We start from the raw sequence: 13,260 nt of genomic DNA, 5'->3' as shown, positions 1-13,260 counted from the left end.
TAACTGTATTATCGGGTTTAAATTAAGGTGAATACTCTATTTATAAATAGAGGTTTATAAGTAGAGACCCTAGTCCCTTGATTGAAATCGCGTTGGCTGAAATATCACCGATCTGTACTTTTCCCTTCTAAAATTGATGCAAAACAAGTTAACAAGCTTCAACCATATTCATTAAGCGCTATCATAGGAAAATCTGTGAAGTATTAAAATATCGCGCTAAGACGACTCTCTCAAGCTCGTTATTGATTCTTCTGATTTCTAAAATAACTACTGAGAAATACCTATGCAGCTTATTACGTTACCACAGGGGCTAGTCCATGATTAGTGGCTTATTTATTGGTCTACTTTTTGGCGCGCTACTCCAGTCAGGACAATTTTGCTTTGTTTCTGGCTTCAGAAATATTGTTTATCAGAGAAATACGCGTTTTCTTACGGCACTATTGATTGCTATCTCTATTCAAGCGATTGGCTTTTTTGCTTTGCAATCAATGGGGCTGATAACGATGCCAGAAGGCACATTACCCGTTACTGCCACAATCATCGGTGGCTTTTTATTTGGTGTAGGCATGGTATTAGCGGGGTGCTGCGGTAGTGGGGCTTGGTTCCGCTCTGGTGAAGGGTTAACAGGAACATGGCTCGCATTATTTGCGTTTATTGTCACGATGGCATCCGCTTGGAAAGGAAGTTTAAAGCATTGGATTGACCCGTTATTAACCCACCCAGCACAGATTGATACCATCGATAAAACATTGAACATCTCTCCGTGGTATCTGGTTGCGATATTAATTATCGTCACGATTGGCTTACTGATTTATCAGCATCACCACCCGCGCTATTCACCTCCGCCATTAGGAAAATATAAGCAATTGCCCCTTAACTTAACAGCGGTATTTATTGGGATCCTCGGGATTATTGCTTGGTATTTGAGTGCGGAAAGTGGACGTAATTTTGGTTTTGGGATCTCAGTGCCTTCTGCGAATGTGGTTCAATATCTCGTCACTGGTCAGCAGCGTTACCTTAATTGGGGAACCTTATTTGTTATTGGTATTTTGGCAGGCTCCATGATCAGCGCCAAGCTCCGAGGTGAGTTTGCATTAACATTGCCCCCTGACGGGAAAACGGTTGTGAAACGCCTAATGGGTGGAGTTGTGATGGGAATAGGGGCAACACTAGCGGGAGGATGCACCGTCACTAACTCACTGGTGGCAACCGCCTATTTCTCTTGGCAGGGGTGGATCTCAACATTTATGGTGATGGCCGGTGTTTGGCTCACAAGTTATTTCATCAGACCGACACAGTGCAGAATATAGGAAAAAAAATGAAGGCAAAATTAGCCATTTTATTATTATCGGTTTGGTTGTCGGGCTGTGGTCAGACCGTAGTAAAAGATATTAGTATTGATGAGTTATCGAAGAATCTAAATAATCCAGATTATCTTATTATCGATACCCGACCAGATAGCCTATTTTTTGGTTTTAAAGATAAAGACGCTGCGCGTGGTGGTCATATACAAGGCGCTATGCAATTTACGACGGGCTGGCTGGACTTTATTGATGAAGATAAGTTTACTCACTTCGTGGAAGAAAAAGGAATTACCAAAGAAAAAACACTGGTTTTCTATGATAGCAATCTCGATGATTTAGAGCGTGTCACCGCGGAATTTGCGGCTAAAGGTTATAAGGTACTCGCATTTAAAGAGTTCATTAAATATGCCAATGCAGATTATCCAATGGATAAATATCCCAATTATTGGATGAGTGTTTCACCAAGTTGGATTAATGCAGCGCTGAAGGGAGAAAAACCAGAAAGCTATACCAGTGACCAAAAGCCTGTCATTTTTGAAGTCTCTTGGGGGGATGCGGAGCAGTCAAAATCGTATTCTACTCATATTAAAGGTGCCTACCATTTTAATACCGACTGGATTGAAAATGGACCAGTATGGAATCTATCCGAACCGGATGTGATTGAACATAACCTATTGAAAAATGGCATCCGTAAGGATACGCCAGTGGTGGTTTATTCTGAAAACCAGATGGCAGCATTACGCGTATTATGGGCATTAAAATGGGCGGGTGTGGAAGATGTCCGCTTTCTTAATGGCGGTTTAAATGTCTGGGTTGATGCGGAGCTACCAACAGAAACCGTGATGAATATACCTGTACCGATTACGGATTTTGGAACATCTATTCCGGCAAATCCTCAGGTCAACATTTCTATGCCTGCGGAAGCAATACAAGCCCAACAAGCGGGATTAAAGCTAATCAGTAATCGTACTTGGGATGAATATACTGGGAAAATTACGGGATATGATTATATTCCACGTAAAGGCGAGCCTGCTGGGGCTATCTGGGGATTCGGCGGTAAAAACGCGAACGATATGTCTGACTATTATGATCCTGACGGCACGTTACGTAACCCAGAAGAGATATTTGCCCTTTGGAAAACGCAAGGCATTGAGCCATCAGACCACGTTGCTTTTTATTGTGGTACAGGGTGGAGAGCCAGTGTTTCATGGTTTATGACTCAAATGGCGGGATGGGAAAATAGCCAGATCTATGATGGTGGCTGGAATGCATGGCAAATGGATCCTGAATTACCAGTGCTCAATAATGCGCAGAGTAAAATCACCAAGCCAAGCGCATTGAATGACTTTGGCGAAATCGTGAAAAAGCCGGGACAATCTTGTAAAAGCTAATCAGGCCTCTGGTTACACACACAAATGAAAGCGGCTTGCATTCACACAGATACAAGCCGCCTTTTTATATGCTACAAATACGAAATTAAACTAGTACATATACTTAATGCCAAACACCGCTTGAGTATCACTGTAGCCGGAATCGCCGAGCTGCTGAGAAACGTTCCCCCACAAGTTCAAGTTCGAGTTAATCTGGCCTTCAATACCGATTTTTACTTCCCCAATATTGCGGGTGCCGGCAACATTAAACTGCTCGCCATTCATCTTCACGCCATACTGTTTGCTGTTATAAATCCAGTTAGTTTCGACAAACGGCTCAAAGTTACGACCTTTACCTTCATCAATGGCATTGTGGCCATGTAGGTAAGCCCGTAATCCCAGGCGCGTACGAATATTGTTCTCTCCGCTGCTACTGACGAGGGTGCCATTCGCTTCGGTATGGTCATTCGCTTTCACACCTTGCCACGTCACTTGTGCTTTAGGTTGCAGATAGAAAGTATTGACCATCTCATTGGTGGTGTATTCCCCCATTTTGAAGGTATAACCGGACTCTACAGAAGCCGTCATGCCTCGGGATTTATATTTCTCGGTGGCAAGTTGATGACCGTTAACCTCATGATCAAACCAGTTATACTGCGCCCAAGTATCGACATACAACCCAGACTTATCAGCTTCATTCGCATACCAAGTACCGTACAGCCCTACGCTGTAACCACTTGTATTACCTTTGGAATCATAGCCATTACGGTGGTTTTTGGTTTTGCTGTTCTGGTGAGCGTATCCTGCCATCACACCTACATGATAACGATTAAGCCCATCGGTCGACCAATCGGCAACATCGCCACCTAATTGGATAACGTAACGGTTATCCCGTGTATTGAGTGGCCCTTGCGCCACTTGGGAACGATTAAAGCCACCCACATTGCGTAACCACATCGAGGTTACTTTGGTTTCGCCCGTTAACGCATCGGTGTACTGAGTCTCGCCCAAACGGTCATGCAGTCGCAGATCAAATAGGGTATTGGCCGCTTGCATATTACTGATGTAAGTCCCCACTTCTGGCCGAGGTGGTGGTTTAACAGGGTCAACAGGTTTAACGGGGTCAACAGGGTCAACAGGGTCAACAGGTTCAACAGGGTCAACAGGGTCAACAGGGTCAACAGGGTCAACAGGGTCAACAGGGTCAACAGGGTCAACAGGGTCAACAGGGTCAACAGGGTCAACAGGGTCAACAGGGTCAACAGGGTCAACAGGGTCAACAGGGTCAACAGGGTCAACAGGGTCAACAGGGTCAACAGGGTCAACAGGGTCAACAGGGTCAACAGGGTCAACAGGGTCAACAGGGTCAACGGGGTCAACGGGGTCAACGGGGTCGACAGGGTCGACAGGGTCAACGGGGTCAACAGGGTCAACAGGGTCGACAGGATCAACAGGGTCAATAGGGTCAACGGGGTCAATAGGGTCGACAGGATCAACAGGGTCAACAGGGTCAATAGGGTCAACGGGGTCAACGGGGTCAACGGGGTCAATAGGGTCGACAGGGTCAACTGGCGGCTCCACATAAAAACTGGTCAAATACCAGTTTTTATAATTCGTACCTGGAATATAGCCACCGCGCAGTAGCGTGTAATCATAAGCGCCTGCAACAATACGTCCGCTTTGCTTAAACTCCCCAAGGGAGCGACCTGCAACGGTAATCAGTTCAATGCCTTTTTCAGTTTGTGCGCCTTTTCCATAAATATTATTCACATAAACCGTGGTATTACCGGTGCTATCACCATAGATGATTAATTTATCTGTTTTTGAATCATCCCCACCCAGTTCAGTATTGAAATAGAGAGAGCCATTATCAGCCTTATAACCATTAAGAATATTCAAATGCGTTTGTGTTTGGTTGTCCCTTGAAAGCTTAACGACTCCACGGTTATCCAGTGATGAAATTTTTTGGCCAAATCCATTGAGGTCAAACTGGCTGAAGTTTTTAACATCGACACGGCTTCCAAAGGCGTTTTGATTGCCTGCTTTTAACGCACCATCGTTGATAACCACAATGCCACCATGCAGGTTGTTATCTCCTGCAAACGTGATGGTATTGGTATTGTTTTTCACCACATTGATGGTATTAATCAGATTCGGGGCAAAATCATTATCATTTTGATAATTGAACACTAATCCCGCCTGCATAGGGAGTTTATCGCCATCAAACTGGTAGTTATTCTTGCCAGTAAAGCCTTCGATACTCTCGGTATTTAATTCTCCCGCTAGACCACCATCACCATGATAAATAACGGCATTGAAGTAATTACTGTCTTTGTTTAAGTTGATTTTTTGGGTGGTGACGTTCCCGCCAGCCAGCAGGTTAAGGGTACTTCTTCCTAGAATACTTGGAAGAAGCTTTGTTTTACCGAGAGTTATCTCTTCGGCAGAGACCAAGCCACCGTCTGCAATGGTGATTTCATGGTTGACGTTATCCCCTAAGATGAGGTGGTTTTGAGCGGTGATTTTTGATTGCTCGCCAGTCACGATTACGGTTGGATGCGGCGTGTTGATATCGTAAGGGTCAACCGTTGCGGACTCTCCCGTACCCAAAGTGATATTTTTAGCGTTTATTTCAGCGCCATCTTCGACAGTTAATAAGCTTCGTAAATTTCCTCCAGTAGTAAAATCTTCAGCCACATCAATGGAGGAGCCTTGACCGGAAATTAATAGGGAGACAGGGGAATTATCACTCCACACTTTATGTACACCGGCATGGAAGTTTTTCGCTTTAATTTTACCGCCAGACAAAATATTCAGTTCACTGGGGGTATCTGGTTCGGCATTTCCAAAGTTTTTGGCAAAGTAAACGTCTTCTTGAACGTTTAATAATCCGTTATTTTTGATATTTAAAACCGTTTTTAGGGATGCTCCGTCATAGTTTATGTTCATATCATGTATGACGACATTTTCAGCTTCAATAACACCGTCATTATCGATATTGATTGTGACAATGCCGATTGGGAATCGATTACTATCAAATGAGGAGGCTGTTAAATCTTGATTAACTTTTAAGATGGAACCTTTGCCATCGACATTTAAGGTATATTGCGCTTTCTCGTCAAGATTGGTGCCCCGATAATTGCCCATAGAAAATTTATCGGTATAAACTTGAGCGCCATTAAGAATATCAATACCTGATTGCGAGGGGGTTTTTGTGTATCTGTTATGAATGCTGATGACACCAAGATTCAAGGTGTTTTTGTTATTCCAGATAGCATCGCTTCCTGAAACCGTGACACTTCCAGATTCTCCAAAATAATCAGTGATAACTGTGCTATTGGTTTCTAGCGTTCCAGATTTAACAAAAACTTTTCCATTTCTTATATGTAAATCTTCAAGATCTAAAATTTCATTTTTATCATCTAACTCTTTGACTTCACCATTTGTAATGGTGGCAGCATGACCTGTTGAAGCCATTATAAGTAAAAAAAGATAATTTACTGGATAATAGCGTTTTTTATTTTTCATGTGAAACCATCCTTGACGTTTAATTTTAAAAATTAAATCAAGTTATTAGCAGTGTAATGATGCCCAGCGAGCTGTTAGGCTACTGATGCAGTTACGGGAATATTTAAATTATTTTTAAGCTCTTATTGTTAAATTAATGAGCATTGATTTTATGGGTGAATTTTTTTTAGCCTTTAATAAAGTTATCTAAATTTGACTATTAAGTGGAAAAGTTAATGACAATGTTATCGGTTGGAACTGTGTGTCTAATTTATAATTCGAATAACTATAATAGGTATAAAAAATACCTATTTTGTATTAGAACTATAATTTCGAGAACTATAATCAAGCTGGTTATTATTTTCCAAGTGTTTTATTCAAGAATTAGCACTCATGATCCTTTTATCTAAATTGAGAAAATAAATGGTGTTTAATTTTGAAAGTGGAATTAAAACGGTTTTTAATCCTAATGTTAAGAGTGAGAATGATTCTTTATCATTAATTTGTATTAAGATAATTCTTATTTAATGTTTATTTTACTTGCGTGACATTTTAATTAAGTAATTTGTTTTTATCTGTTCTGGTATTACCAGTTTTATTTTTAAAAATAATGAGGAATATATTTTTTCTTTTTTTTAATGGGTTTTTTGATAGATTTAAATATTAATGAATCGATATGAAAAATAATTTCTTGGCTATATTTTTTATATGAAAAATAATTTCTTTTATGGTTTATAAAATATTTTTATTGCTACCAAATACTTTTCTCCACTGTATCGGGCTAATCCCAAACTTATCCTTAAATACCTGCCTAAATGTCACGGAGGATTGAAAGCCCGTTAATTCAGCCACGCGTTCAATAGAGAAGGCTGAGCTCTCCAGAAGTTCTTGGCTGCGATTCAAGCGGGCAACGGTTAACCATTAGGACAATCAGCGATGATATTGGGGCTGGTTATTTAAAACATGTATACAATGATAAAGTTAGCTATCTCATTCAATTTTGAAAAGAAACTGGATTTTTTAATTCAGTTTTATTCTGTCTTAATTAATAGCCAAAAGTGGAAAAGTTTCAGTTTGATAATAGTGGCTTGTTATGTAAGTTCTTGGTAATTAATATTATTTTTTCTTTAATATCAAGAACTCTCTCATCTAAAAGAATATCCCCCTTTAACGTGATGAGATGGGCATTCGTATGCTTGCTAAATTTAGCATAATCTCCAATGACGGTATGAGGAATTTGATATGCTTCAATGACGTTATAGTGCGCATCAAATATGACAGCAATAAGGTAATCAAATTCAGTTGCATCATAATTTCGCAAAGCACTTAACTGTTTAGAAAGGCTATTTGGCGTGATTCTGCGTGCTTTGATTTGAACTTTTTGGCCATCAGCATCTATTGCATCAACTCCAGGATAGGAATTATTCAGTAACTTCATTCCAAATGCTTGGGAAACTAACCATTCAGCATAGTCACCTACTGGATTATTTTGGGTGCGTAAAACATTTCTTGTGCATAATTCAAGCAAAACGTCTGAATGTATTGAAAGTAATTCGGTATTATCCAGCGTAGGCAGAAGTTTTTTTATTAATTCACTATTGTTCATTTTGATGTTCCATTACTACTGTTATTCATTAATTCTACACAAATTAAGAATAAATAATATTCAGGTTATTAATGGAGGAATCTATGACTTTAATTAAAGATGGCTATCCCAAAGGATCTCGAATAAGAGCCGTGTGGGACAGTTGTTTTGATCTATACAATCAATTAGGTAGAGCCCCAGTTAGGCGAGAGTTGATTGCGGCAATGAACAAGCCCCCTTTTTTGAACTTTTAAGCTTTAGTCATCACTTAAATTCTATTTTTTCTTTTATTGCCCCCCATCGTCATTACTGTCGAACTTCCACGCCAAAAAATCCCAACCAACTGATAAACAACAATATTATTTCTGGCACAAAAAATGCTTAGGTGTCTGCAACAAACTTAAGATCCGACTGATTTTATTGGAGGGGAAAGCGAATGAATCGCTTTGTAATTGCAGACCCACAACTGTGTATCGGATGTAACACTTGCATGGCGGCGTGCTCAGAAACGCATAAAGCCCAAGGATTACAAACATATCCGAGACTGAAGGTGGTCAAAGTTGGCGAGCTAACCGCACCGATGCTCTGTCGTCAATGTGACGATGCCCCGTGTGCGCGTGTGTGTCCGGTCAATGCCATCACCCACGAAAATGACATGATTGTGCTGAATGAAAGCCTGTGCATTGGTTGCAAACTGTGTGGCTTGGTATGCCCATTTGGAGCAATCACACCGTCAGGCAGTAAACCGGTAGATACACCTGATTTCTTTGAACAATATGTCCCAAAAGAGATGCTATTAGATGTGCCAGATAGCCTCCCAACCATGAACCCTTTCCTGGCGTGGAACGCAGGAATCCGCAATGTCGCCGTGAAGTGTGACCTGTGTGATTTTAGTGACGAAGGGCCAGCTTGTGTCAAAGTCTGCCCAACTGATGCCCTCCATCTGGTGGAAGAACACCAACTCGAAAACGAAAGTGCCAAACGCCGCAGCGCATCTGTCGATGCCATGCCGCCAGAGTTCGACATTTTTGTTGCTGATCGGGAGAACCCATAATGACACCTCTTCAGTTACTTTTATGGTCGGTGATTTTCTACGCGGTGGGTGGCTTTGTTTCGTTGCTCTTTAAACGCCAAGAAAAGCTCGCCATTTATGTCGCGGGAATTGCTGCCATGATCGGCGGCGTGCTGGGCTTATGCAGCTCAATTCCAGTGCTAATGAGCGGGGAAGTGCTTACTTACCTGTCCCAAGGCCCATTCCCGTTCGCCAATTTTGTCGTGAGGTTCGATAGCCTGGCTGCCTTTATGGTGATGGTGATTTCGCTGCTGGTGACCGTCAGCGCCCTATATTCCTTAAACTATGTTCAAGAATATTGCGGTCGCGGCGCATGGAGCATGGGGTTCTTCCTGAACCTGTTTATCGCCTCGATGGTCGCCTTGGTGGTGATGGATAACGCCTTCTACTTCATCATCCTGTTTGAAATGATGTCACTGGCTTCCTGGTTCTTAGTGATTGCCGACCAAGATGACAAATCTATCCGTGCGGGTCTGCTGTACTTCTTTATTGCCCACGCCGGTTCGATTTTAATTATGATCGCCTTCTTCTTAATGTGGCGTGAAAGTGGCAGCTTAGATTTCGATTCCTTCCGCCAACTTTCACTTTCACCAGCGATGGCATCCATCGTTTTCTTATTGGGATTTTTTGGCTTTGGCGCCAAAGCAGGGATGCTCCCACTTCACAGCTGGTTACCGCAAGCTCACCCCGCAGCACCGTCTCATGCATCAGCATTAATGTCTGGTGTAATGGTAAAAATCGGTATCTTCGGAATTATCAAAGTGGGTATCGATTTACTCGGCGCGACTCAAGGCTGGTGGGGCATTGTGGTGCTGGCATTCGGTGCAGTTTCCTCGGTTCTTGGGGTTATGTACGCACTGGCTGAGCACGATATCAAACGCTTACTGGCTTGGCACACCGTCGAAAATATCGGGATTATCTTGATGGGTGTCGGTGTGGCAATGGTCGGCATGGCAAACAATATGCCTGTGTTGGCGACCATTGGTCTGCTCGGTGCGATTTACCACTTACTTAACCACGCCGTCTTCAAAGGATTACTGTTCCTTGGTGCGGGCGCCGTGATCTACCGTGTGCATACCCGCGATATGGAAAAAATGGGCGGCTTAGCCAAATTAATGCCACTGACCGCAACCGCGTTTTTAATCGGCTGTATGGCGATTTCTGCGCTGCCACCACTCAACGGCTTTGTCAGTGAGTGGTACACCTACCAATCGCTATTCTCCATGAGTCACGAAGGCACTTTTATTATGCGCATCAGCGGTCCAATCGCCATTGTGATGTTAGCCATCACCGGGGCGTTGGCGGCAATGTGTTTTGTGAAAGTGTACGGCGTCAGTTTTTGTGGTGGTGCTCGCAGTGAGCAAGCCACTCATGCTCGCGAAGTGCCGTGGACAATGACTGCCGCGATGCTGATTTTAGCCGCTATCTGTGTGATTTTAGGTGTAGGCGCGACCTATATCGCTCCGGTCTTAGCCAACGTGGCAATGTCCCTGACACACGCCACCGATATCACTGTGGCACAAGGGGCGATGCTGGTACCAAACAGCGCATCTCAAGCGATGATCTCTCCAGCCATGACCTTGATCCTGTTGCTAGCGCTGCCAATCATTCCATTAATTATCTACATGGTATTTAAAGGCAAACAGCTCGACGCGCGCCGTAAAGGGGATGCTTGGGCGTGTGGTTATGCATGGGAAAAAGAGATGTCAGTGTCAGCGGGTGGCTTTACTCAGCCGCTGCGTTCTATGTTTGCGCCGCTATATCGCCTGCGTACTCAGCTCGACCCTTCAGCGCGTTTAGCGCAAACCTTAGAAGTGACGAAAGAGGGGGCAGGGAAGGTGGAACCGTTCTGGGATGAGAAAATTATCTACCCGCTGGTTCGCGTGATTAACCGAATAGCAAAACGCATGCAATGCCTGCAAGGCGGGGACTTCAGGCTCTATTGCCTGTATGTAGTCGCGGCCTTGATCGTGCTGCTTGTTGTGATTGCGGCGTAAGGAGAGAAGCCATGTCGATTCAAGAAACACCCACATTGATGACAGGGATCTTCGCCGTCGTTCAAGCTGTGGTTTTACTGCTGCTGACGCCGCTGTTCACGGGGATCTCTCGTCAAATTCGCGCCAAAATGCACTCTCGCCAAGGTCCCGGAATTTGGCAAGATTATCGCGACATCATCAAATTGATGACTCGCCAATCTGTGGCGCCGCGTGACTCAGGTATTATCTTTCGCATCATGCCGTATGTGCTGCTGAGCAGCATGTTGCTGCTAGCGATGGCATTGCCAGTGGTCACGAACACATCACTGTTTAGTGGCGCAGCCGATATCATTATCGTGCTGTATATCTTCGCGTTATTCCGCTTTTTCTTCTCACTTTCCGGCCTCGATACCGGCAGCCCATTTGCGGGTATCGGTGCCAGCCGTGAACTGACTCTTGGCGTACTGGTGGAACCGACGTTATTCCTCGGCTTGCTAGTCGTAGCTCTGATAGCTGGCTCCACCAATATTGGCACCATCAGCGCCACGATGAGTGAAGGCTGGGTATCTCCAACTGCCACGTTATTAGCGCTGCTCGCTTGCGGATTCGCGACATTTATTGAGATGGGCAAAATCCCATTCGACGTGGCAGAAGCGGAGCAAGAGCTGCAAGAAGGCCCATTAACCGAATACTCCGGTTCAGGATTCGCGATGGTGAAACTGGGCATTGGTCTGAAACAAGTGGTCGTTGCGGTTCTGTTCCTGTCGATTTTCTGCCCATTCGGCAATGCCAGTGCTTTTACCGTTGGTAGCGTATTGTTAGCGATGGGATTACTGCTAGTGAAATTACTGGTGATTTTCGTACTGGCGTCGCTGGTCGAAAACAGTCTGGCTCGTGGTCGTTTCTTATTAACGCACCATGTGACTTGGTTAGGATTCGGTGTTGCGGCACTCGGATTCGTCTTCTACCTCACCGGTCTATAAGGAGCGACGAAGCATGTTAGAGAATATTGCACTAGCAACCTTGATAATCCCGTTCATCGGGGCGTTGCTGGTCAGTGTGCTACCCACCCGTCTGGCGCCGTGGCTAAGTACCTTAGTGGCGTTGCTGGCATCTTTGGGAACAGCGGCACTGGGCTGGCTCTATTTAGACGGTGGCAAGGTCGCCACCACGCTGGAGTTAATTCAGACGGGTGATGTCGCGCTGTTCGGTTTTACTGTGGATGGCGTGAGCACGCTGATTGCGTTTGCGGTCGTGTTCCTCGGCTTCTTGATTTGCCTCTACTCAACGGGGTATCTCACTGAAGGAAACCGTGAGCACGCTCATGGACCCACTCGTCGCTATTACGCTTTCTTACTGATCTTTATCGGTGCGATGGCGGGAGTGGTGCTTTCCTCCACTATCTTAGGGCAATTGGTGTTCTTCGAAATTACCGGTGGATGTTCTTGGGCGCTTATTGGTTACTACCAAACTGAAAAATCCCAGCGTTCAGCGATGAAAGCTTTGCTCATTACCCATGTTGGCTCACTCGGCTTATACATGGCGGCGGCAACCCTGTTTATCAGCACGGGAACCTTTGCTCTGAGCGCCATTGACCGTTTGAGTGAATCCCAAAGCCTGATCGTGTTTGGCGGTATTCTGTTTGCAGCATGGGGTAAATCAGCCCAGTTACCACTGCAAGCCTGGCTACCCGATGCGATGGAAGCACCAACCCCAGTTAGTGCTTACTTACACGCCGCCTCCATGGTGAAAGTGGGTGTATATATCTTTGCCCGTGGCTTGATGTCTTCGACCCATGTGCCAGAAATCATTGGTTGGGTGGGTGTCGTGATGGCGGTCATTACGTTGGTGTATGGCTTTATGATGTACCTGCCGCAGAAAGACATGAAACGTCTGCTGGCGTGGTCAACCATTACGCAGCTGGCGTATATTTTCCTCGCTTTATCCTTATCCGTTTTCGGTTCCAAAGAAGCCTTCGATGGCGGTATCGCGTATATCTTCAACCACGCTTTTGCGAAAAGCCTGTTCTTCTTAGTGGCAGGTGCGCTGAGTTATAGCTGTGGTACACGTATGCTGCCGCGCTTACGTGGTTTAGCAAAACGCTATCCATTACTCGGTGTGGGCTTCTGTGTGGCGGCACTCGCCATCGCAGGTGTTCCTCCACTGAATGGCTTCTTCAGTAAATTCCCTATCTTTGCAGCGGGCTTCGCGCTGTCGGAACAGTTCTGGGTATTAACGCCAATTATGGTGTTGGTACTGATTGAATCTGTCGCGAGCTTTGCATGGTTACTGTACTGGTTCGGCAAAGTGGTTCCGGGTGAGCCTAGCGAAGAAGTGGCAAACGGCAGCGCAGTTCCTTGGGCAATGCAGTGGGTTATCGGCTTACTGATCGTGATGTCCTTCTGTTCTAGTGTTATTGCCGTCATCTGGCTCGGTTAAGGGAGAG

8 protein-coding genes and 1 pseudogene are annotated in these 13,260 nt (G+C 44.6%); 6 read left to right on the top strand and 3 right to left on the bottom strand.

What is annotated here, in order from left to right; all coding sequences use genetic code 11:
• Positions 1 to 317 precede the first annotated feature (317 nt).
• Both ACY3ZI_RS18480 and ACY3ZI_RS18475 read left to right on the top strand, forming a co-directional pair.
• A complete protein-coding gene (locus tag ACY3ZI_RS18480; protein WP_487375648.1) occupies positions 318 to 1,310 on the top strand; it encodes a YeeE/YedE family protein in 993 nt (330 codons plus the stop codon).
• Between the two features lie 8 nt (positions 1,311 to 1,318).
• Entirely contained in the window at positions 1,319 to 2,695 is a 1,377-nt protein-coding gene (locus ACY3ZI_RS18475; RefSeq protein ID WP_487375647.1) for a rhodanese-like domain-containing protein, read from the top strand.
• Between the two features lie 90 nt (positions 2,696 to 2,785).
• Here the strand turns inward: ACY3ZI_RS18475 and ACY3ZI_RS18470 are convergent, their stop codons facing one another.
• The 3 genes and pseudogenes from ACY3ZI_RS18470 to ACY3ZI_RS18460 form a co-directional block, all read right to left on the bottom strand.
• Positions 2,786 to 6,202 carry an autotransporter outer membrane beta-barrel domain-containing protein gene (locus ACY3ZI_RS18470; RefSeq protein ID WP_487375646.1) on the bottom strand — a complete coding sequence of 1,139 codons (3,417 nt, stop codon included), beginning with the start codon at positions 6,200 to 6,202 and terminating at the stop codon, positions 2,786 to 2,788.
• A gap of 711 nt (positions 6,203 to 6,913) precedes the next feature.
• A pseudogene (locus tag ACY3ZI_RS18465) lies at positions 6,914 to 7,102 on the bottom strand (helix-turn-helix domain-containing protein); the annotation flags it as partial.
• Between the two features lie 148 nt (positions 7,103 to 7,250).
• Positions 7,251 to 7,787 carry a DUF6998 domain-containing protein gene (locus ACY3ZI_RS18460; RefSeq protein ID WP_487375645.1) on the bottom strand — a complete coding sequence of 179 codons (537 nt, stop codon included), beginning with the start codon at positions 7,785 to 7,787 and terminating at the stop codon, positions 7,251 to 7,253.
• 415 nt (positions 7,788 to 8,202) lie between these two features.
• Between ACY3ZI_RS18460 and ACY3ZI_RS18455 the strand changes: the two genes are divergently transcribed.
• From ACY3ZI_RS18455 to ACY3ZI_RS18440, 4 genes are read left to right on the top strand one after another with little or no spacing between them, the layout of a single operon-like run.
• Positions 8,203 to 8,820 (top strand): 4Fe-4S dicluster domain-containing protein, encoded by a 618-nt coding sequence (locus ACY3ZI_RS18455; protein ID WP_487375644.1) that lies wholly within the window; start codon positions 8,203 to 8,205, stop codon positions 8,818 to 8,820.
• Positions 8,820 to 10,835 (top strand): hydrogenase 4 subunit B, encoded by a 2,016-nt coding sequence (hyfB, locus tag ACY3ZI_RS18450; RefSeq protein WP_487375643.1) that lies wholly within the window; start codon positions 8,820 to 8,822, stop codon positions 10,833 to 10,835. Before ACY3ZI_RS18455 ends, hyfB begins: the two co-directional genes overlap by 1 nt.
• Positions 10,836 to 10,846: 11 nt before the next feature.
• On the top strand, positions 10,847 to 11,797 hold the full coding sequence (locus ACY3ZI_RS18445; protein WP_487375642.1) for a respiratory chain complex I subunit 1 family protein: 951 nt from the start codon (positions 10,847 to 10,849) through the stop codon (positions 11,795 to 11,797).
• Between the two features lie 13 nt (positions 11,798 to 11,810).
• Positions 11,811 to 13,253 (top strand): hydrogenase 4 subunit D, encoded by a 1,443-nt coding sequence (locus ACY3ZI_RS18440; protein ID WP_036949173.1) that lies wholly within the window; start codon positions 11,811 to 11,813, stop codon positions 13,251 to 13,253.
• Positions 13,254 to 13,260 lie beyond the last annotated feature (7 nt).

The sequence above is a fragment of the Providencia sp. LY12 genome (assembly GCF_057621555.1).
The sequence above is the reverse complement of the archived record's forward strand: the minus strand, read 5'-3'. Positions and strand labels throughout refer to the sequence as shown.

Excerpts from the sequence above, each read along its gene's own strand:
- ACY3ZI_RS18480 (WP_487375648.1), top strand. The coding sequence starts at position 318 with ATGATTAGTGGCTTATTTATTGGTCTACTTTTTGGCGCGCTACTCCAG.
- ACY3ZI_RS18455 (WP_487375644.1), top strand. The coding sequence starts at position 8,203 with ATGAATCGCTTTGTAATTGCAGACCCACAACTGTGTATCGGATGTAAC.
- ACY3ZI_RS18460 (WP_487375645.1), bottom strand. The coding sequence starts at position 7,787 with ATGAACAATAGTGAATTAATAAAAAAACTTCTGCCTACGCTGGATAAT.
- ACY3ZI_RS18475 (WP_487375647.1), top strand. The coding sequence starts at position 1,319 with ATGAAGGCAAAATTAGCCATTTTATTATTATCGGTTTGGTTGTCGGGC.
- ACY3ZI_RS18445 (WP_487375642.1), top strand. The coding sequence starts at position 10,847 with ATGTCGATTCAAGAAACACCCACATTGATGACAGGGATCTTCGCCGTC.
- ACY3ZI_RS18470 (WP_487375646.1), bottom strand. The coding sequence starts at position 6,202 with ATGAAAAATAAAAAACGCTATTATCCAGTAAATTATCTTTTTTTACTT.
- ACY3ZI_RS18440 (WP_036949173.1), top strand. The coding sequence starts at position 11,811 with ATGTTAGAGAATATTGCACTAGCAACCTTGATAATCCCGTTCATCGGG.
- hyfB (WP_487375643.1), top strand. The coding sequence starts at position 8,820 with ATGACACCTCTTCAGTTACTTTTATGGTCGGTGATTTTCTACGCGGTG.